General features: G+C 30.2%; 15 protein-coding genes. 5 read left to right on the forward strand and 10 right to left on the reverse strand.

Annotated features, from left to right (window positions below):
* Positions 1-6: 6 nt before the first annotated feature.
* The gene (locus ACWYN7_RS05700; protein ID WP_462858884.1) at positions 7-3,306 is read right to left on the reverse strand and encodes a SusC/RagA family TonB-linked outer membrane protein; all 3,300 of its coding nucleotides are present in this window, start codon (positions 3,304-3,306) and stop codon (positions 7-9) included.
* A 153-nt stretch (positions 3,307-3,459) separates the two neighbouring features.
* On the reverse strand, positions 3,460-5,178 hold the full coding sequence (locus ACWYN7_RS05705) for an Ig-like domain-containing protein (RefSeq protein ID WP_462858885.1): 1,719 nt from the start codon (positions 5,176-5,178) through the stop codon (positions 3,460-3,462).
* A 127-nt stretch (positions 5,179-5,305) separates the two neighbouring features.
* Between ACWYN7_RS05705 and ACWYN7_RS05710 the strand changes: the two genes are divergently transcribed.
* Positions 5,306-6,331, forward strand: a complete 1,026-nt coding sequence (locus ACWYN7_RS05710; RefSeq protein WP_462858886.1) for a LacI family DNA-binding transcriptional regulator — start codon at positions 5,306-5,308, stop codon at positions 6,329-6,331.
* A 10-nt stretch (positions 6,332-6,341) separates the two neighbouring features.
* Here ACWYN7_RS05710 and ACWYN7_RS05715 read toward each other — a convergent pair whose 3' ends face one another.
* The 7 genes from ACWYN7_RS05715 to ACWYN7_RS05745 form a co-directional block, all read right to left on the reverse strand.
* The gene (locus tag ACWYN7_RS05715) at positions 6,342-7,958 is read right to left on the reverse strand and encodes a UxaA family hydrolase (protein WP_462858887.1); all 1,617 of its coding nucleotides are present in this window, start codon (positions 7,956-7,958) and stop codon (positions 6,342-6,344) included.
* A gap of 1 nt (position 7,959) precedes the next feature.
* Positions 7,960-9,426 carry a tagaturonate reductase gene (locus tag ACWYN7_RS05720; RefSeq protein WP_462858888.1) on the reverse strand — a complete coding sequence of 489 codons (1,467 nt, stop codon included), beginning with the start codon at positions 9,424-9,426 and terminating at the stop codon, positions 7,960-7,962.
* 10 nt (positions 9,427-9,436) lie between these two features.
* Positions 9,437-10,741: a TRAP transporter large permease gene (locus tag ACWYN7_RS05725; RefSeq protein ID WP_462858889.1), complete on the reverse strand. Its 1,305-nt coding sequence runs from the start codon at positions 10,739-10,741 to the stop codon at positions 9,437-9,439.
* A gap of 2 nt (positions 10,742-10,743) precedes the next feature.
* Positions 10,744-11,235, reverse strand: coding sequence for a TRAP transporter small permease (locus tag ACWYN7_RS05730; RefSeq protein ID WP_462858890.1), 492 nt, complete (start codon positions 11,233-11,235; stop codon positions 10,744-10,746).
* Between the two features lies 1 nt (position 11,236).
* Positions 11,237-12,136 (reverse strand): TRAP transporter substrate-binding protein, encoded by a 900-nt coding sequence (locus ACWYN7_RS05735; RefSeq protein ID WP_462858891.1) that lies wholly within the window; start codon positions 12,134-12,136, stop codon positions 11,237-11,239.
* A 98-nt stretch (positions 12,137-12,234) separates the two neighbouring features.
* On the reverse strand, positions 12,235-13,638 hold the full coding sequence (uxaC, locus tag ACWYN7_RS05740) for a glucuronate isomerase (RefSeq protein WP_462858892.1): 1,404 nt from the start codon (positions 13,636-13,638) through the stop codon (positions 12,235-12,237).
* Positions 13,639-13,859: 221 nt separating this feature from the next.
* A complete protein-coding gene (locus ACWYN7_RS05745; RefSeq protein WP_462858893.1) occupies positions 13,860-14,090 on the reverse strand; it encodes a hypothetical protein in 231 nt (76 codons plus the stop codon).
* Between the two features lie 153 nt (positions 14,091-14,243).
* Here ACWYN7_RS05745 and pelA point away from each other — a divergent pair, with 153 nt between their 5' ends.
* Positions 14,244-16,247 (forward strand): pectate lyase, encoded by a 2,004-nt coding sequence (pelA, locus tag ACWYN7_RS05750; protein WP_462858894.1) that lies wholly within the window; start codon positions 14,244-14,246, stop codon positions 16,245-16,247.
* Between the two features lie 52 nt (positions 16,248-16,299).
* Positions 16,300-17,004 carry a rhamnogalacturonan acetylesterase gene (locus tag ACWYN7_RS05755; RefSeq protein WP_462858895.1) on the forward strand — a complete coding sequence of 235 codons (705 nt, stop codon included), beginning with the start codon at positions 16,300-16,302 and terminating at the stop codon, positions 17,002-17,004.
* A 182-nt stretch (positions 17,005-17,186) separates the two neighbouring features.
* Here ACWYN7_RS05755 and ACWYN7_RS05760 read toward each other — a convergent pair whose 3' ends face one another.
* Positions 17,187-18,626 carry a glycoside hydrolase family 28 protein gene (locus ACWYN7_RS05760; protein ID WP_462858896.1) on the reverse strand — a complete coding sequence of 480 codons (1,440 nt, stop codon included), beginning with the start codon at positions 18,624-18,626 and terminating at the stop codon, positions 17,187-17,189.
* A 396-nt stretch (positions 18,627-19,022) separates the two neighbouring features.
* On the opposite strand from ACWYN7_RS05760, the gene ACWYN7_RS05765 reads away from it, so the two are divergent.
* Together ACWYN7_RS05765 and ACWYN7_RS05770 are read left to right on the forward strand one after the other, a co-directional pair.
* Positions 19,023-20,360: a rhamnogalacturonan acetylesterase gene (locus ACWYN7_RS05765; RefSeq protein ID WP_462858897.1), complete on the forward strand. Its 1,338-nt coding sequence runs from the start codon at positions 19,023-19,025 to the stop codon at positions 20,358-20,360.
* Between the two features lie 5 nt (positions 20,361-20,365).
* Positions 20,366-23,227, forward strand: a complete 2,862-nt coding sequence (locus tag ACWYN7_RS05770) for a glycoside hydrolase family 2 protein (protein ID WP_462858898.1) — start codon at positions 20,366-20,368, stop codon at positions 23,225-23,227.
* The last annotated feature ends 11 nt before the right edge of the window (positions 23,228-23,238 follow it).

Below are 23,238 nucleotides of genomic sequence, written 5' to 3' on the forward strand. Positions count from 1 at the left end.
ATATTGTTAAAAATTTAAGTTTAATCCAAAAACAAACTGTCTACTTCTAGGATATGCAGAATAATCTACACCTGGTGTTAATGGAGTTTTTCTTCTTGTTGATACCTCTGGATCTGGGCCTGAATAATTGGTTAACACAAACACATTATTTGCAGTTACATAAAACCTTAAGTTGGTAACCGACAATTTTTCAACTACGGTTTCAGGAAGAGTATATCCTAATGTTAAAGTATTTAATCTTAAAAAAGAAGCGTCTTCTACAGCCCAATCACTAAAAACATATCTAGACATATATGGAGACCACATGGTTGTATTTTTATTTAAAGCCTCTAATTGAGTTGGATCTGTTACTAACTGACCAGTTGATGTATCTAGATTTGTCCATCTATTACCATCAGCCATTATAGTGCTTAGATTTCTGTACTGTCCATTTTCGTTTGATGTGGTAAATTCAATTTTATTTGCGTTGTAAACATCTTGACCTACGCTAAAATTAAACGCTGCAGATAAATCAAATCCATATGCACGTCCAGAGAGTACAAAACCACCGATAAAATCTGGATTAGAATTTCCGATAATTTCTTGATCATTTGCATCAACTACACCATCAGGCACACCTTCTGGGCCACTAATATCTTTTAACTTCATTGAACCTGGCCTTACATTACCAATAACTAAATTATCGGCCACACCAGACTTTAACGTGTATTCTTGATTGTCAGGATTGTAATTAAAATCTGAAACTTCGTACCTACCTGCATTTCTATACCCATACATTACACCCAATGGCTGGCCAACTGTTACTAAATAGTCGTCTCCAATTTGAGATGATGCCCAATTTGTATTTTCTCCAAAATTTTCTAAAGCCCCCATAGAAAGTATTTTATTTCTATTGATACTTGTATTTACAGAAAGATTTAAAGCATAATCTGATTTTTCTAAAATTGTGAAATTTAAAGAAGCTTCAACTCCTGAGTTTTGCACCTCACCAACATTTCTATATTGACTGGCATAACCTGTATCATTTGGTATATTAAACCTAAACAACAAGTCTTCTGTAACATTTTTATAAGCCTCTAAACTACCTGTAACTTTACTATCGAATAAACCAAAATCTAAACCTATATTCTGAGTAACTGTGGTTTCCCATTTTAAATCTGGATTAATAAGTACCGTTGATGGTGCCCAATAATTTGTAACATCGTTTATGTAAGTAGTAGTGCTAGATTGAAAATTTCTAGCTGTTTGGCCTGTTGGTATATTATTATTTCCAGATTCACCATAACTAATTCTAAGTTTTAATACATCTACCCAGCTTGAATCTTCTAAAAACTCTTCTTCCGTTATTTTCCAAGCTAAAGCAGCTGAAGGAAAATAACCCCAAGCATTATCTCCTAAAAATTTACTAGAACCATCTGCTCTATAAGTAGCTGTTAATAAATATCTGTTTTTAAAACTATAGTTTACTCTACCAAAGAAAGAAAGTAATTTATCATCTGGACTGTAAAAATTATCTACAGTTTGAGGAGTACCTTGTGAAAAAAGATTTTTTGAAGTATTGAAATCAAAAAACTTAGGAAAACCATGAATTTCTTGAGTTAAAGTATTAGATTCTGTAATAAGCATCTCTTCACCTAAAAGCAACTTAAGTTCATGTTCATCACTTTGTAACAATTCTTTAAAATCGTAATTTAAAGTATTGGCATTTCTAAAACGAGTTTGTCTTTTATCGGTTGTAACAAAAGCTGGCAAACCTTGGTTATCTGCTGATGGTCTATTATTAGCATAATAAGTTGATCTACCATAAAAACGGTTATCTCCATCTTCTCTGTTATCTAATCCAATATCCATTCTATATTTTAGATTCTCTAAAACCTCCCAAGAAAAACTACCTACCATATTAAAGTTTTTTCTTGTTTTTTGACGTTGATTATCATCTACAGCAAGAAAAGGATCTACCAAATAACTCTGTAAAGCTTCATCTGTTTCATCTGTTGTTAAACCAGGAAGTGGAATTGGTGAATAGCCAACACTGTGTTTTAGACGTGAATCTGCTGATGAAACTTCGTTTTGTTCATTTGCTCCACCACCATTAACTTCGGTATTAGAATAACGGAATGTAAAAGATAAGTCTACTTTTTCACTTGCTTTACTTTTTAAAGAAACAGAAAGGTTATCTCTTCTAAATTTAGAACCTAACATTATGGCTTTTTGATCGTATAAAGCATAGTTTAAATTAAAATTAAATTTTTCTGAACCACCTCTTACAGATAAATCTCGGCTTTCAACTGTACCTAAATCACCATAGATTTGTTTTTGCCAATTTGTTCCTTTCTGACCTAAATATTGATCATAATCTTGCCACAAACCAAAATATCTTTCATAAGATTCTTCTGGTCTATCACTACCATCATTTCTAAGCAATGCGTACTCATATTGCCATTTTACAAAATCTTGTACCTCTAATACATCTATAGTTTTGGCAATACTACTAACACCATAAAAGGTGTTAAAATTTGCTGTGACTTTTCCGTTTTTACCACTCTTAGTAGTTACAATTATTACACCATTTGCACCTCTAGAACCATAAATTGCGGTTGAAGAAGCGTCTTTTAATATAGATATGTTTTCTATATCTGAAGATGCAATATCACTAAGACTATTTACAGGAAAACCATCTACAATAACTAAAGGAGAACTGTTTTGTGTTATTGAACCTCCCCCACGAATTTTAATATTCATTTCAGAATCTGGAGACCCTTCTGAAGAAACAATTTGAACACCTGGTAAACGCCCAGTTAAGGCTTCTCCAACATTAGAAATCGGTTGTTTTGCTATATCTGAACCAGAAATAGCAACAACTGAACCTGTTAAATCTGACTTCTTTGATGTTCCATAACCAACAACAACAATTTCGTCTAAAGATTCTGTACTTGGTGAGAGTGCAACTTTAATATTCGTTTTACCTTCTATTTTTACTTCTTTTGTTGCATACCCTAAATAAGAAATAACCAACACTGCATTTGTTGAAACGTTAGCAAGTTTAAAATTACCATCAAAATCTGTAGACGTTCCTTTTGTTGTGCCTTTTATCATTACAGATACTCCTGGCAAAGGAACACCTGTATCTAGTTCTGTAACTACTCCATTTACAATAATATTATCTTGTGCTTGAATGTTTGTATAAGCAAAGAATAAAAATGTAAAAAGTAAAGCTTTAAAGCTTTTAGAAAAACTAAGTGAAGAAATTTTTCTGTCTTTTATTTTGGATCTTAGTTTCCAAAATACTGTTTTATTGTTTCTCATAAAATTAATTTAAGTATTAATTCATTTTTTAGTTAATTGTAATCGATTACACAAATATAATTATTTTTTAGCTGTAAACAAGACATTTTTACTATAACCATAGTTTTTTGATGCTTTTTTTACTAAAAATTAATTTCTAAACTTAAAATTTGATTATTTTTCAAAAGGACCAATATCTGGTGCAGATCCGTTAAAGGATAATCCAACATTTATACCAGCATCTACAAGATCGCTGCCATCTACCAATTTCATAAATTCTAATTCAGGTAAACTACCATCTGACTGTCTAGAACTGGTTAATAAAACTATGTCTAAACTAACATAATCACTAGTATTTGTTAGAATTCCATTTTGCCAACCATTATTGGTAATATCTATATTTGTTGCATTGTAACTATCATTATTATCACCAGAAAAACTTACGGTATTTTTTATAGTTAATGCATTTGCAGTATTAGAGCTTCCGAAATTGATGTTTCTACCATTATTATAGGCTCCAGAATTATAAATTTCTACATTACCTCTATTGCTATTATGGTCAAATCCGTCAACAACATTACCCACAGCTAAACAGTTTCTAAAAATAGCATTATGTTTTAATGTTTTGTCATCACTACCACCTGTTTTAAAACCATTTCCATCTCCAACACCTTTGCTACCATCTTTTAAATATCCATTTTTAATTGCCCAACAGTTTTCATAAGTTGTGGTTATATTATCAGTACCTTTTAAATAACCATCCCAACCATCATCTAAATTTTGCCATGCTCTACAACCTATAAATTTGTTGCCATCACCAGCATCTAATTTACTTGCAAAACCATCTGCATTTTCTAAAGTAGAATCGGCATTAAAAAAAGAATCGCAATTAAGAATTGTATTATTACTACCACCACTGCTAATCTGCAATCCAGTATCTGAATTCTCGCTAAACTCGCAGTATTCCACTAAATTATTATGTCCATTAATCCACATTCCATTGTCTCCTGCTTTTGTAATTTTAATTCCTTTTATATGCCAATAACTACCAGATAATTCAATACCTCTATTGGATGAATTTTCTGACATTAAAGAGAAATCAAAAATTGGTCTTTGAGAATTATTTGGGTGTGTTATAATGGATATTTGGTTTGTTGATGTTCCACTTTGTGTGATTTTAATAGTAGTACTAAAAGTAAAAACACCTTCTTTTACATAAATAACATCACCAGAAATAGCATTTTGAATGGCATTTAATAGCTCTGTACTAGTGCTTACACCTGGAATATTTGAAAAACCTGATATGCTAATTTCTAATTCTGCTGATACCGCATTTGGATCTTTAGAAGTTGCAATAACTTTTACAACTCCATTATTTAGGGGTGTTAATAAACCTTCTGAATTAATAGTGGCTATAGTATTATCGGATACTGACCAACTTACATCTTGATTTGTTGCATTTGCAGGAAAGACCTCTACAGTAAAGTTTTGTGGTTGCCCGTTTATAATATCAGAACCAGAGATTGTTAAACTTGATACTAAAACGTCTGGAACAACAACTCCAGATATAGTAATATCTTTAGATGCACTTACTTCTGCATTATCTTTAGAATTTGCAAAAACAGTTAGAGATCCGTTTGTTATTGCTTTTACTAAGCCACTTGAAGAAATGGTAGCAATTGTTTCATCAGAAACACTCCAAATAATGGATTTATTTAAGGCGGTTATTGGAAAAATTTCGGCTCGCATTTGAGAAGATTTTCCATCATTAATATCATCGCCATCAATAATAATGCTACTTACAGCAGTTTCTGTAAAGTCATCATCATTGCTATTACAAGAAAAAAGCGCTACAAACAGAATATAAAACGAATATTTAAATATATTTTTCATTAATAGTTAAAGTATAGAATTTAGAAATAATGTAATCGATTACACAATATTATTAATAAACTTTGGATTATCAAAATTTATTAATCAAAAATATATTTAATTCAAAAAAAAATCATTAATTAGCAATATGGTAAAGAAAACGACAATCTATGATATTGCCGAAAATTTAGGATTGACAGCTGCTACAGTATCTAGAGCCCTTAATAACAATCCAAAAATTAGCGAAAAAACTAGAAAATTAGTTAAGGAAACTGCAATAGAAATGAAGTATGAGCAGAACACCTTAGCAAAAGCTTTAAAAAGCGGTAAGAGTTTTAATGTTGGGGTGATTGTACCTAGAATTGACAGTAACTTTTTTGCATCTGTAATTAGAGGAATAGAAGAAGAGTTATACCCTAAAGGTTATCATGTAATTATTTGCCAAACTCACGATCAAGAAGAACAAGAAATTGGGAATATTAATTCTTTATTAAGCGCACAAGTAGATGGTATTTTAATGTCTATTACCAATGCCCAAACTAAGAGTAATATTTTTGAAAGTATTTCTAAAAAAAATGTGCCACTTATATTCTTTGACAGAAAAAAAGATATTGCCAATGTTAGTTCTGTAACCATAGACGATTTTAATGGAGCTTACCAAGCCACAAAACACCTTATAAAACAAGGATATAAGAGAATTGCCCATTTATCTAATGACAGAAGGCTAGAAATTTTTAAAAATAGATATTTAGGTTATAGGCAAGCAATACTCGATCATGGATTAGAATTTGACGAAAATTTAGTTATAAAAACTAATAGTAAAGTTATATCTGGTAGAACATCAACAACAGAATTACTTAATTTACAAAATCCGCCAGATGCTATATTTTCTGCGAGTGATTTTTCTGCTCTTGGTGCAATACAAGAAATTAAATCTAGAGGTTTAAAAATACCTGAAGATATTAGTGTTGTTGGCTTTAGTAACGAACCTTTTACACGTTTTATGGAACTTTCTATAACTTCTGTAGACCAATTTCCAATAGAAATGGGTAGAAAAACTGCATTATTATTTTTAGACGAAGTAGATAAAAAGATAAAAACTAAGAGATCTCAACAAATTGTATTACAACCAGAATTATTAATTCGTAAATCTTCTTTACGAATTAATAATTAAGGTTAATTTATTATAAAGAAACTCCTCTTTTCCAAGGAATAAAATCGTCTTGATGAAGTAAACTTGCTTTAGATGAAATTTCTCCACTAGCTACTTTAATGATATAATCTAGCATAGTTTCTGCCATTTGTTCTATTGTTTTTTTTCCTTGAATTACATCACCTGTATCTATATCAATAATATCGCTCATTCTATTTGCCAAATCAGAGTTTGATGATACTTTTATTACAGGGGTAATTGGGTTACCTGTAGGAGTACCTAATCCAGTAGAAAATAAAACAATATTTGCTCCAGAACCAACCATACCAGTAGTGCTTTCTACATCATTACCTGGCGTACACAATAAATTTAAACCTGGTTGGGTTACGTATTCTCCATAATCTAAAACATCTACAATTGGTGACGAACCACCTTTTTTTGCTGCTCCTGCAGACTTCATTGCATCTGTAATTAAACCATCTTTAATATTCCCAGGAGAAGGGTTCATGTCAAACCCAGATCCAGCATCCACTACAGATTTTTCAAAAGCTTGCATTAAATTTAGAAATTTGTTAGCATGTTCTTCTTTTACACATCTATTTACCAATTCTTGCTCTACTCCACATAATTCTGGGAACTCAGACAAAATTGCAGATGCGCCTAAGGCAACTAACATATCTGAAGTATATCCTAAAGTTGGGTTTGCAGAAATGCCTGAAAAGCCATCAGAACCACCACACTCTAAACCTACTTTTAATTTTGATAAAGGTGCAGGTTTTCTTACTATATTATTTGCTTTTTTAATAGCATCGTAAGAATTTTTAATAACAAATGTAAGCATTTCATCTACTGTGCCCATCTGTTGTTGTTCGTACATTAATATAGGCTTGGTATTGTTTGGACTTATAGCATTTAGTGCATTATTAAAAATATCTATTTGAAGGTTCTGACATCCTAAACTTAAAACTGTAGCTCCAGCAACATTAGGATTTTTTACATAACCCGCCAATAATTTTGCCAAACTTTCAGAATCTTGTCTAATTCCGCCACAACCTCCTGGATGTGTTATAAACTTTACATCGATGTTTTCAAAAACTTTAGTAGCTTCATTTTCTATGCTATCAATATTTTCTTCTCCATTAACTAAAGAACGAAGTAACATTTGATGACTGTTAGATTTTACCGTTAACAATTCCTTTTCAAAAATACCTCTTAATTTTTCTATGTTTTTATTTTCGCAAAAAACGAGTGGAAAAAACAACCAAACATTTGCAGTACCCACTTGGCCATCTTCTCTATGATAGCCCATAAAGGTTTTATTTTTCCATTTGTTTACATTTGGAGCTGTCCAACCTATAGTTCCAGTTTTTTGAGTAACTTTTGCACTTTGATGTTTTACATTTTCTATGGTTAAAACTTCTCCCTTTTTTATAGTAAAACTTGCTTTACCCACTAAAACACCATACATTAAAATTTCATCACCAATTTTAAAGTTTTGCAGTGCAATTTTATGTTTGGCTTTAACAAATGACACAACCAAAATATCATCATTATTAAAAGAGATCATTTCTCCCTCTTTTAAATCTACCAAAGCAACTGCAACATTATCAGCTGGGTGTACTTTTATTATTTTTTTTTGATGGTTCATTTTAATACGATTTGCCAAATTCAATTAAGCCTTGTTCTATTCCTTTTCTTTCTATTGCGTTTAAAGCAAGTGTAATAGCATCTGTTAATTTGTTGATTTTTGTAAGATCTTCATCCCACAAAGTGGTATTCTTTAATACTGATTTAGCAACCAAATTTGTGTCGGTTTGTGTCCAAATAGTTTTAAACGTATCTACTATTTCTTTACTATCTTTAATTGGCAAAGTTTTACCTTGCCAAGTACCTTTATAAAAACGAATTAAGCAAGCAAAGGCAAATGTTAGATTGGTAGGCAATTGGTTATTTTTCTGTTGATACTCTATTAAACTAGGTAACACTCTAACTTTAAATTTAGAGATAGAATTTAGAGCAATATCCTTTAAATTGTGTTTTATGAATGGGTTTCTAAAACGATCTAAAATTTCTTCGGCAAAACTATCTAACTCCTTTTTATCCATAGGTAGAACATCGTTAATTTCTTCGAAAATAGCTTTATTAACAAATGCACCTGTAAACTGATTATCTATAGTTTCTTTAACAGTTTCGTTTCCAAATAATAAAGAAACTGGAACCATAGAAGTGTGTGCACCGTTTAAAATTCGTACTTTTCTTGTACGATATGGTTGCATATCTTTTACAATTTTAATGTCTAAGTCTGTTTTATGAAAAGGTAGTTTTTTCTTTAAATCTTCATCCCCTTCAATAACCCAAAGCAAAAATACTTCTGCAGCAACTATAAGGTTGTCTTTGTAATCTAATTGATTATTATAATCCTCTATTTGATCTTTAGGATAACCAGGTACAATTCTATCTACCAATGTACTATGAAAGGAGCAGGCGTTATTTATCCAAGAGATAAAGCCATCTCCCAAACTCCAATCTTTTGCATATTTTAAGATAATTTCTTTTAATTGTTCTGAATTATGATTGATTAATTCACATGGAATAATAGTTAATCCTTTGTCTGATGCACCATTAAAATATTTAAACCTTTCGTTTAATAATACAGTTAATTTTGCAGGAAATGAGCTAGGGGGTTGCATCTCTAAAGTATCGTTCTCTAGATAAGTAATTCCTGCTTCTGTAGTGTTTGAGATGATAAATTCTAAATGTTCTTCTTTAGCTAAATCTAAATAATCTTTAAAATTTGTGTAAGGATTTATTCCTTTTACAATATTTGATATTAGCTCTTTTTGCTGAATTTCTTTTCCTTTTTGAATACCTTTCATAAACAAAGTATACAAACCATCTTGATCGTTTAATAAATTTATTAAACCTCTATCTATAGGTTGTACAACTGCAATACCAGCATTAAAATCTGCTTCTTTATTTAACTTTTGAAAAGCATATTCTACAAAAGCTCTTAAAAAATTACCTTCACCAAATTGTATAACTTTAATAGGAGAAACCACTTTTAGATTTGCATTTTCTCTATTTAATAATTTCTTTTTATGTTTTAATTCTTGCATTTCTTCTATTTTATAATTCAAATAAATTTGGTAAAAACATTGAGATTTCTGGTATAAAACTAATTAACATTAAAACCGCAACCATAATTAGTAAAAAAGGCACTAAAGACTTAATTACTTTTGTAACAGAAACGTTGGCCACACCACTACCAACAAACAGTAAAGTACCAACTGGTGGTGTACATATTCCAATACATAAGTTAAGTACAATTACAATTCCAAAGTGTACAGGATGCATGCCTAAAGTGGTTACTACAGGTAAAAAAATTGGTGTAAATATTAATACTGCAGGTGTCATATCCATAAAGGTTCCTACAATTAATAAGATGATGTTAATTGCTAAAAATATAGCAAACTTGTTATTTAAAGATTCTAATAAAAAGGAGCTTATCATTTCTGGTATTCCTTCAAAAGAAAATAGCCAAGACATTGCCATAGATGTACATATTAAAAACATTACCACAGAAGTGGTTTTACCACTAGATAATAGTATTTTTGGAAAGTCTTTTACTTTCATATCACCATAAATTAAAGACAATACAGCAGCATATAAAACGGCAATTACAGAAGCTTCTGTTGCAGTAAAAACACCTGCTACAATACCACCAACAACAACTACTAATAGTAATAAACTAAAAAAAGCTTTTCTAAAATAGGTCCAAATTTCTCTAAGAGTAGAACGTTTACCTTTTGCATAACGTCTTGTAATTGCAATAAATGCGATATACCCCATAATAGCAAAACCTAATAAAATTCCCGGTAAATAACCTGCAATAAATAATGCTGCTACAGAAGCCGAACCTCCACTAGCTAATGCATACACAATTAAAATATTACTTGGTGGAATTAATAACCCTGTTGTGGATGATGTTATATTTACTGACGCACTTAATTGTCTCGGATATCCTTCTTCTTCCATTCTATCTGTCATGATAGAACCAATTGCTGAAGCTGCTGCTACTGAAGACCCAGAAATAGCACCAAAAAGCATTGATGCCAAAACATTTACATAAGCTAAACCTCCAGGAAGACTGGCTACTAAAGATTTTGCAAAATTAATTAATCGATTAGCAATACCACCTTGCTTCATTATTTCTCCTGCTAATACAAAAAACGGAATGGCTAATAATGCAAAACTATCAATACCTGTTGTCATTCGTTGTGCAATAGTAGTAATACCTGGTAACTTATCGATATTTAATAATAAACTAATCGTAGTAGAAATTCCGATACTATAGGCAACAGGAACTTTCAACAATAAAAGTGTAAAAAAACTTACAAATAATACGATAATACTAATAACCTCTATGCTCATAATTAAATAATATTTTTATTAGAATTAATATTGGCTATGTGATATACAGAAAAGCTCATTATTAACAAACCACTAAAAGGCAGTACTGCGTATACATAACCTAAAGGAATACGTAAAGTACCCGACAATTGATCTAAATGAAGCGTTGTATAAACCAAGTTTGCACCTCCTAAAACCATTACAATTAAGGCAAAGAGCAAAATAAAAAGTTCTATTATTATGTCCGCCTTTCTTTTATTTTGCAATGATAGTTTTTGATATATAAAATCCATTGATAGGTGTTCTCTTTTTGCATTAAGATATGCTGCTCCTAAAACTGTCATCCAGATTAAAGAAAATCTAGCAAATTCTTCGGTCCAAGCAAAAGATGTTCCTAAAAGGTATCTTGAAAATACTTGAAATAAAACGTCTAAGACTAATAAAGCAAAAATGATAATCATAAACCATTCAAGAATTTTATTAACCTTATCAAAAATAAGTTTAGGTGTCTTCATATTAATTATTTTTAATTTCATTTACAATTGGGGCCATATTTGGAAAATCTTTTACAAATTTTTCAACAACATTTTTAGATTCTTCTGCAAATAAAGATTTGTCTGGTATAATAACTTCTACTCCCCAGTCTTTAATAATTTTCATGGACTCATTAACAGATTCTCTCCAATATACTTTTTGAGCTTGGGCAGATTGATCTGCTGCCTCTTGTACCCAAATTCTTTCTTCTTTTGATAATTTATTCCAATATTTTGTACCAATTAACAATACATCTGGCACAGAAGAATGCTCATCTAATGTGTAATATTTACTAATTTCATAATGGTTTGAAGACACAAATGAAGGTGGATTATTTTCTGCCCCATCTACAACTCCTTGTTGAATTGCAGAATACAACTCTCCATAGGCCAAAGGCGTTGCTGCTCCTCCCATTGAGTTTACCATATTAATTGCCATCTGGTTATTTTGAACCCTTATTTTAAGACCTTTTAAATCTTCTGGTGTTCTAATTGCCTTATTACTAGTGTAAAAACTTCTACTTCCAGCATCGTAGTAACATAAACCACGTAACCAAAATTTAGAGCCCTTTTCTAAGATAGATTTACCAACAGAACCTTCTAAAACATTAAACATATGTTCTTTATTTCTATACAAATAAGGTATTCCTAGAATATTATATTCTGGAACAAAGTTAGATAAGGTAGCTGCACTAACTTTTGTAGCGGCCACGCTACCTATTTGCAGTAACTCTAATGTTTCTCTTTCTGTACCTAACTGCCCATCAGGAAAAATTTTAACTTTGAGCTTGCCATCAGATTTTAATTCTAAAACTCTTTTAAACTCTAAAATGCCTTTATGCACTGGATGTGTTTGTGGCAAAGTATGCCCTAAATAAAGCATCTTAGTATCGCTAGTTTTTTTACAAGATATTACACTTGTAACTATTATTATTAATAAAATAATTTTAAAACGTATCATGAATAAGGTTGTAGTTTGATTTATATATTAAAATACTCTTTAGCATTATTATAACTGATATCCGCTACCATTTTTCCAATTCTTTGTATTTCTTCTTTGGGCAGCTCACCTCTTTTTATTTCATCTCCCAAAAGATTACAAAGTAGCCTTCTAAAATACTCATGTCTTGGAAATGACAAAAAGCTTCTAGAGTCTGTTAACATTCCAATAAAACAACTAATTAAGCCCATATTAGAAAGTGCATTTAATTGCTTTGTCATACCATCTTTTTGATCTAAAAACCACCAACCAGAGCCAAACTGTACTTTTCCTCTTACGCTTCCATCATTAAAATTACCGATCATTGTTGCCATCACTTCATTATCAGCAGGATTTAAGTTATAAATAATTGTTTTTGTTAACTTATCTTTACTGTCTAAAGCATTTAAAAATGCTGATAATTTTTGTGCTTGTGGGTAATCTCCTATAGAATCCCAACCTGTATCTGGACCTAAAATTCGATGCATACGAGCATTATTGTTTCTCAAAGCACCTAAATGAAACTGTTGCACCCAACCATACTCGTGGTATGTTTCTGCTAAAAAAATTAAAATAGCACTTTTAAATTTAAGAGCTTCTTCTTCTGTTAACGTTTTTTTTGCTCTTCTCTTTTTAAATATTGCTTGTACTTCGCTTTCTGTATATTTTTCAAAATAAATTTGATTTAGACCATGATCGCAAACACTACATCCATTTTTATTAAAATAATCGATTCTTTTCTTTAACGCATCGCATAAATCTGTATAGGTTTCTATTGTAATATTAGCTGATTTTTCTAGAGCGTGAATATAATCATTATATCCTTCATCTGAAATTAAAATAGCTTTATCCGGTCTAAGTGATGTACCTACTTTAATATCAATATTATTCTTTTTAATTTTTTTATGATATTCTAAAGTATCTACAGGATCTTCAGTTGTACAAACATATTCTGCATTTACTTTTCGTAGTAAGTTTTGTGCGCTAAATTCTTTTGTGTTAACTCTAGCCGAAACTTCATCATAAATTTTTTCAGCAGTGTTTTCATTTAATAACTCGTAAATATCAAAATAGCGAGCCAATTCTAAATGCGTCCAATGGTATAAAGGATTTCGCATCGTGAATGGTACTGTTTTTGCCCACTTTAAAAATTTTTCTTTATCTGTGGCATTGCCGGTAATAAACTTTTCATTAATACCCAAAGTACGCATTGCACGCCATTTATAATGGTCTCCATTTATCCAAACTTGTGTTAAGTTATCAAACACATGATCTTCTGCTATTAATTTAGGAGACAAGTGGTTATGATAATCTATAATGGGTTGTTTTTTTGAATAATTATGATACAACTCCTCAGCATATTTATTTTCTAATAGAAAATTATCATGTATAAAATGTTTACTCATAAATTGGTTTAAAATTTAATATCTATTTGATGGTTTTTTAATGGCAGTCAAAATATCACCATCTATATAAACTATTTAGACTGCGTACAAAATTTCTTGTTTTAAAAGATAAGAATATGGCTGATTTTTCAAACCAACATCCAGAGTAACCATATTTCTAGTTAGTATTTTAAACCTCGTTTTGCAGCTGCATAAACACAGGCTGTATTTCTACCCAATTCTCATCTACCTAAAAAGCATGATGCTTTTAAATTATCTACTTTTTTAGATGACACAAATGATTTAATAAATACATCGCTTTTAACCATAAATACATCATCATAAGAATACGCCCAACCCATCTTACCTTGCTGTAAAACATTTTGAATCAAGAGTTCGTTTCGAAATTCTTGTGCATAGATGTTTTTTATCAATACTAAATTAGACAGATATCTTGTTTTGTATTTTAACATATATATGTTACTTTTGTGTAATCGATTGCACAAATATATATAAAAATTATAAATTATTAGAATGGGTTTAAAAAAAATTTAAAATAAAATAGGGTTACATTAACTTAGCTTACTTACCATTATTTAGTATTGAATTGCCTAAAACAACAGCACATGAATAGAATTCTTTTACCACTTATTTTTTTTTCTTTTTTTACCGAACTTAATATTAGAGGACAGATTATGGATCAGTCTTGGAAAAATATTGTAAATAAAAAAGAAGGAACTTGGTTTTTGTCTACACAAGCTAAAGAAATTGCAGAAAATGTACTTTTATACCAAAGAAATATTGGTGGTTGGCCAAAAAACATACAAATGCAAAAACCAATTACTAAAGAAAAAAAAGAGCAGTTACTACTATTAAAAAAAAGCAATAAAAATGTAACTACAGACAATGGTGCTACTTATCAAGAAATGCTATATCTGTCTAAGATCTATAGATTTCGACCTGATGAAAGATACAAAAAAGCGTTTTTAAAAGGATTAAATTATTTGCTAAAAGCACAATATGATAATGGAGGCTGGCCACAATTTTATCCTTTAAAAAAAGGATACTATACACACATTACCTATAATGATGATTCTATGGTAAACATTCTTAATGTATTAAAAGAAATAAAAGACAGCACTAATTATTATTCGATTCAACCATCTAAAGAAATGATTAAAAAAGTTGAAATAGCCTTTAATAAAGGAATTGAATGTATTTTAAAAACCCAATACAAACAAAATGGTATATTAACAGCTTGGTGTGCTCAACATGACAAGAACAACTTACTACCAGCAAAAGCTAGAGCGTATGAATTACCTTCTTTAAGCGGAGCAGAATCTGCAAATATTGTTTTATTATTAATGCGTATTGAGAAACCAACCAAAGAGATAAAACAAGCCATAAATAGTGCTGTTGCTTGGTTAGAAAAAACAAAAATTAGTGGTTTACGCGAAGATAGAGTATATAATGATGCAGGAAAAGTAATTAGTAAAAAAATGGTTTTAGATAAAAATGCCCCACCAATTTGGGCTCGTTTTATGGAATTAGATGACAATACTCCTTTTTTCTGTGATAGAGATGGAATAAAAAAAGCAACACTTGCTGAAATTGGCGAAGAACGAAGAAATGGTTATGCATGGTATAAAACTTTTCCTCAAGAAGTATTAGATAAATATCCTTCTTGGAAAAAAAAACATATTAAAAAAGACAAACTTACTGATAGTTTTAATGTGATTGTAGCTAAAGATGGTAGTGGAGATTATTATAGTATTCAAGAAGCCATCAATAATTCTAAAGCTTTTCCAGATAAAAGGATTACTATTTTTATTAAAAACGGAATTTACTCCGAAAAAGTAAAACTTCATAAATGGAATCCCAAAATATCTTTAATAGGCGAGAGCAAAGAAAATACCATTATTACATACAACGATTATTTTAGTAAAATTGGTCTTGGTAGAAATAGTACATTTTACACATCGACTCTTTTGGTTGAAGCAGATCATACAATTCTAAAAAACTTAACAATTAAAAACACAGCTGGAGATATAGGGCAAGCAATAGCATTAACAATAAACTCTAATGAAGTTGCAGTAATAAACTGCAATCTTTTGGGCAATCAAGATACGTTATATACCTCTGGTAATGGCAAGCAATTTTATAAAGATTGTTATATAGAAGGTACCACTGATTTTATCTTTGGCAATGCTACTGCATATTTTTACAACTGCCAAATTCATAGTAAAAAAGACTCATATATTACAGCAGCCTCAACAAATAAAGATACAGAATTTGGTTACGTTTTTAAACATTGTGAATTAACAGCCGATAAAAAAGTAAACGAAGTTTATTTAGGAAGACCCTGGCGAATACATGCTAAAACAGTATTTATAAATTGTAATCTACACAAACATATTGAACCTAAAGGTTGGCACAATTGGTCTAAAAAAGAAGCTGAAACGACTACATTTTATGCAGAATTTAAAAACTCAGGAAAAGGTTATCAACCTAAAAAAAGAGTACAATGGTCTTATCAAATAAAAGATTCAGATGTAAAGAAATATACATTAAAAAACGTTTTAGGAAAACATAAAAAATCATCAAAAAAAGAATGGTATGAAATACTTTAAAATATTTTTTTCAATTTGTTTAATTACTCTAGTTTCATGTAAAGAAAATACTTTGAAAGAGGAAAGAACTGAAATTAAAAACGTTACAATTTATAGCATTGGAGATTCTACAATGGCAGACAAACCAAACCCTAAAGTAAACCCAGAACGTGGTTGGTGTCAAATTTTACCTTCGTTTTTAAATGATAGTGTAACTCTAGAAAACCATGCTGTAAATGGCAGAAGTACACGTAGTTTTATTACTGAAAAAAGATGGCAAAAAGTGTATAACAAACTCAAAAAAGGCGATTATGTTTTTATACAATTTGGCCATAATGATCAAAAAGAAAATTCTCCAAAACGCTATACCAATCCAAATACAGCATATCGAAATAATTTAATTAAATTTATAAAAGAAACTCGAGAAAAAGAAGCCAATCCAGTTCTATTTACCTCTATAGTTAGACGAAATTTTAACTCTGATAGTACCTTAGTAGATACTCACGGAAACTATCCTTTACAGGTAAGACTTATTGCAATAGAATACAAAGTACCACTAATAGATTTGCAATATTTAACAGAAAAACTAGAAGAATCTTATGGTTTTGAAGCGTCTAAAAAATTACATCTACATTATGCACCTAACGAAATTTCTTATTATCCAAAAGGAAAAATAGACAATACACATTTGTCTGTTTTAGGGGCTACTGAGGTTTCAAAATTAGCTATAAACAGTTTAACCAAAAATATTAATGGATTTCATAAATTTTTAAAATAACTATCCAATTTTTTTCCAATAGATAGGATGTTCTCATAAAAATTATATAAAATATTAAATTAGAAATATAGTGACTTTTCTCTTTAAAAATATCTATCAGTAAATAAAGTAATATAGATAAGCATTAAAGTATAAAGTAATTAAGCCTGTTTTTTTTATAAAATACTGATTTTACTATTTCGTTAAAAATTAATATTTGTTGTATTTTTTAATTTTAGTTTAGAGCTATCCTCTGCTTTGATACATACATTTTCTAAAACCCAATTTGAACTATAGTTTATTTGACCAGCCTGTTCAGCTTCAATAAACACGTTTGTTAAAGAAATATTATCTATTATTGAGTTTTCTAAGCCATTAACATTAATAGCTGTTGTAGCTCCTTTTACTTTAATATTATTTAATTTTATATTTCTAAAAGTTGGTATTCCTTTGGACGCTGGCTCTATTTTTTTTAACATTTTTTTCCAATGATTAGGAATTGAATCTTTATTGAATTCTTTGGGTAACTTTGAGTAACTATAATTGGGATTCCAGTTCATTGAAACTTCCATGAAAGTACTTACACCATCCATGGTTATATTTTCCATGTAAATATCTTCCACAATTCCTCCTCGGTTTGTAGCAGATTTAATATTTAAACCATTTTTGGTTCCTAATCCTTTAATATTAGATACATAAACATGTCTAATACTGCCAGAAGTTTCGCTTCCTAAAGTAAACAACCCAGCACCTCGCCTAGCGATACAATTTTTAATTACAACATATTCTGTAGGTTTATTTACACGTTGTCCATCCCAATCTCGTCCGGCTTTAAGGCAAAAATTATCATCATTACAATCGATATCACAATTTTGTACTAAAACCCATTTTGAAGAATCGATATCAACACCATCAGTACTAGGGCCATGACCTCCAATGTTGTTTTTAATTTTTAAACCATCAACAGTAACATACTCAGAATATAAAACTTGCACGGTCCAAAAACCTGCACGTTTAATATTTAAATTTTTAAGAAATATATTTTTTGAGTTAGAGATTAAAATGGTTCTAGGGCGTTTGGCATCATAATCAACAATCCAACGCAAACCACGAGGTTCATAATCGTTTTTCCTTAAATTCCAATAATAATCCCAAAATACTTTTCCTTGACCATCAATGGTACCTTCTCCTCCAATAATAACATTTTTTTGATTTCTTACATTGACTAATGCAGCAGGCCATTTCATTTCTACCCCAGCAATTCTTGTGTCTATTTCTTGGTAATCTTTAATATTTTCACTTCCCTTAACAACTACATTTTTGGGTACTATAAATTCAATATTTTCTTTAATAAAAATAGATCCTGATAAGTAAATTCCTGGTTTAAAAGTAACAATACCTCCTCCTTTATTATAACAAGCTTCTATAGTTTTTTGAATCGCTTTAGTGTTTAAAGTTTCACCATCATTAATTGCTCCATAATCATTTACATAGAAAATATTTTTTTTTAACACAAAATTTTTAGCACCAACATTATCAACCCATTTAGGTTTAAAATTAGTCCCAATTTCTTTAGAAAATTCGTTCTTTTTACAACAAAAACAAAGCATCACTAATATTAAAACAAGCTTATTAAATTTCATAAAGTATCTATATGGTTTAGTGATATAAAACTACAAAAGAGATCATAACCGAGTATCCTGCTCTTTATGGTTATTAGAATTAAACAACTATTAATATTAATTAGGTTTTTTAAAACCCATAGTACAGGACACTTTTAGTTTTATACTTTGTTAATTTTGATTTAATTTTTTTCTATTTTATTGCAGTAATTATTGATAATTTAAAAGATATAATGTTAGAACCCGTTAACTCTTGGAACACCTTTTATAAAAACATATCTATTACAGTTATACTTACACCTTAGACAATACCTTAGAGTATTCTTTAAGAAGCAATTACAACAATAAAATTAAATAAAACCACTAGCAATATTAAGACAGCTAAACTTAAAATAAATTAAGTTCAAAAGAATGAATATGCAAAATACTTTTAAAATACTTCTTTTTTTATTTTTTAACACAATAGGATTTTCTTTAACTGTAGAAAAGCACCATAATTCTAATGATTTAAAACTAAAAGACACAATATCAAAAACCTTCATATTTGGAGCAAAACATACCTCAAAAAATGGAATAGTTATTAATACTCCAGTAAACTACAATAACCAATTGGGTTATGGGTTTGATTTTAACTCGGTTAAAAATGTTGTTTTTAACAAAAAATCTATAGCAGCAAAAAGCTCAATTTATTTTTCAATAAAATTACCAGAAGGGAATTATAAAATAGATGTTGTTTTAGGAGGAAAAAAAAGTGCAACAACTACAATAAAGGCAGAATCTAGAAGATTGATGCTTAAAGAACAAAGTACAAATAAAAAAGAATCTATAAGCTACTCATTTGCAGTGAATGTTAGAACCCCCAATATTAATGATAACAACAAGATTAATATTAAAGATCGTGAAAACTATTATTTAAATTGGGATGATAAATTAACTTTAGAGTTTTTAGGCAATCCTATAATTCAAAGTTTAAAAATAACACCGGTCTCAAAAATTAAAACTATCTTTTTAGCTGGCGATTCTACAGTAACCGATCAAGATTTAGAGCCTTGGGCTTCATGGGGTCAATTTTTTACAAATTATTTTACAAAGGATGTCGTTATTGCAAATTATGCCGTTTCAGGTGCTTCTTTAAGTTCTTTTAAAGCTAGAAAACGTTTAGATAAAATATTGTCTGTAATGCAAACAGGCGATTATTTGTTTATTGAGTTTGCACATAACGATGAAAAAATAAAAGGAGAAGGTAATGGTGCTTGGGGTTTATATACAAACTTATTAAAAGAGTTTGTTACTAAGTTTAGAGAAAAAGGCGGCAATTCTGTATTAGTAACACCAACTCAAAGAAGAGCATTTAATTCCGATGGTACACTAAAACCAACACATGGTGATTTTCCTGATGCTATGCGAAAAGTGGCAAAGGAATTGCAAGTACCTTTAATAGATGTTACAAAAATGACAACAAGTATGTATGAGAGTTGGGGAGTAGAAGCTTCAAAAAAAGCTTTTGTGCAATATCCTGCAAATACGTTTCCTGGTCAAAATAAGGAATTAAAAGATAATACCCATTTTAATAGTTTTGGCGCTAATGAAATAGCTAAATGCGTTATACAAGGTATTAAAGACTTAGATTTAGAAATTTCAAAATATATAAAAGCAAATACACCAAAATACAATCCTAGTAAACCCGATAATTTAAGTGATTGGACCGTACCAATGAGCTTACGATTTGAAAACAATAAACCAGACGGAAATTAACAATTATGACAAGTAAATTTATTAAACACCAAATTATAAGTTTTGCTTTAGCAATATTTTATTCTTTAAATCTAATTTCTCAAGAAACAGAAAAAGTTTATCTATCTGGTAAAGATTTTAGAAACCCAGTACAATGGGAGTTTATGTGTACAAATGGAAATAATAGTAAAACTTGGAGCACAATAAATGTACCATCTAACTGGGAATTAGAAGGTTTTGGTGAGTATACGTATGGTAGATGGTATAAAGAATTAAATCAAAAAGAACCCAGTAAAGAAGAAGGTTTTTATAAATACAAGTTTTCTATTCCTAAGGAATACAAAGGAAAAAATATTGTCATAGTTTTTGGAGGAGCCATGACAGACACCAAAGTAAAAATTAACGGAAAATCTGCAGGAGAAATTCATCAAGGTGGTTTTTACGAATTCAAATATGATATAACCTCATTGTTAAATTATGGTGGCGACAATCTTTTAGAAGCACATGTGTCTAAACATTCAAGTAATGCGTCTGTAAATAATGCTGAACGAAAAACAGATTGGTGGTTGTTTGGCGGTATTTATCGTCCTGTTTGGTTAGAAGTTTCACCAAAATCTTTTATAGAACATGTAGCGGTTGATGCTAAAATGGATGGTTCATTAAGAGCTGATTTGAATTTGAAAAATCTTCCGAAGAATTCTATTATTGAAGCAAATATAATTCCTATTGGAAGTGATGAAATTTTTAAAACTATTACAATACCTTTAAAAGATGATGAGGCTTTTCAAACTATTGAATCTAAATGGGATCATGTAAAAACATGGGATCCAGAATCACCTAATTTATATACCTTAAGCTTATCACTTAAAAATAAAGGGCAAACGCTTCATACATCTAAAACCAAAATTGGTTTTAGAACTTTAGAGTTTATAAAAAAAGATGGTATTTACGTTAATGGTAAAAAAATCATCATGAAAGGTATTAACAGGCATACTATTTGGCCTGAATCTGGAAGAAGTACAGATAAAGCGATAAGCGAACTAGATGTTAATTTACTGAAGGATATGAATATGAATGCGGTTAGGTTTCATTATCCACCAGACGACCATTTTTTAGAAGTTTGTGATTCTTTAGGTTTGTTTGTTTTAAATGAAGTGGCTGGTTGGCAAAATGGATATGATACTAAAACAGGTACAAATTTAATAAGAGAAACGGTACAAAGAGACGTAAATCACCCATCAGTAATTATTTGGGATCATGGAAATGAAGGTGGTTGGAATTACGATATAGACCATGTTTTTCATGACTACGATCCGCAAAAACGTATTGTTATTCATCCTTGGTCAGATTTTAATGGTTGGGACACTCATCATTATCCAACTTACCTAACAGGGATGCACCGTTTTAATAATGGCGAAAACGTGTTTTTTCCAACAGAATTTATGCATGGAACATACGATAACGGAATTGGTGCAGGATTAGAAGATTTTTGGAAGCGTTACAAGCAAAGTCCATTATTCGCTGGAGGTTTTATTTGGGCTATGTTAGATGAAGCTGTTTTAAGAAGCGATTGGACAGGTGAACAAAAGTACGATTCTAAAGGAAACTTAGCAGCCGATGGTGTTTTAGGTCCGCACAGAGAAAAAGAAGGTAGTTTCTTTACTGTAAAAGAAGTATGGTCTCCAATTCAATTTGAATCGAAATTAATAACATCAAAGTTTGATGGATCTTTTTTAGTTTCAAACGAATTCATTTATACAAATCTTAAAGATTGTAAATTAGAATATCGTGTTTTAAAAGCCAATGAAAGCGTTCTATATACTAATAAAAAGGCAGAAATAATTGCTTCCAAACCAATTTCAATTAAAAGTATAGAACCAGGAGAAACTAGAAGTATTCATTTTGATGTACCAGAAAACTTCTTTGAAGGCGATTGGTTAGAAATAACAGCGCACGACAAACATGGTAGAGAAATTTATACTTGGTCTTGGCCAATACATAGAGCACCTTATTTTGCAAATAAATTTATTTCTAGAAGTGAGATTAAAAAAACAGTGAAGGCCTCAAAAGCAAATAACGAAGTACTTTTAAAAAGTAAAAATATCTCTATAAAATTAAGTGCTATTTCTGGTGAAATTATAAATATTGAAAATAAAAACGGAAACGTGCCTTTTGTTAATGGACCAAAACCTATAGGGATGAAAGCTAAAGTTGAAAGTGTTTCTGTTGAAGAAAATAAAGAATCAGCCATTTGTAATATTAAATATTCAGGTGGTATTCATTCTGCAAAATGGACACTGTTTAATGATGGACGATTAAAATTAGAATTAATCTTATTAAAAAATGCAGGAAGAACGAATGGTTTTGATGGAGCCTTTTTTGAAGGTGCTATCAATAAATTTGGTGTTACGTTCGATTTTCCTGAAGAAGGAGTAGAAGGTATGAAATGGATTGGAAATGGCCCTTACCACGTTTGGAAAAACAGAATTAAAGGAACAACACTTGGTCTTTGGGAGAAGGATTATAATACAACCATAACAGGCGAAAGTTTTGAAAATTTAGTATATCCAGAATTTAAAGGATATCATGCTAATTTTATTGGAGGAAATCTTAAAACTGAAAAAGGTGATTTTAAATTCTTTAGTGAAAACGATAAATTGTTTTTAAGATTGTTTACACCAGATTTACCTAAAAAAGCGGTGTCAAAAACATTTCCTCAACCAAAATTTCCAGAAGGTAATATTTCTTTTATGTATGAAATACCAGCCATGAGAGCCTTTAAGCCTTTAGAGCATCAAGGTCCAGAAAGTCAACCAACAAATATTAGAATTAAAAGTGGAGACGAAGGTATTCCAATGACTTTATGGTTTGATTTTAGAGATAATTAATTCAGCAATAT

The organism is Polaribacter sp. M10 (assembly GCF_054968445.1).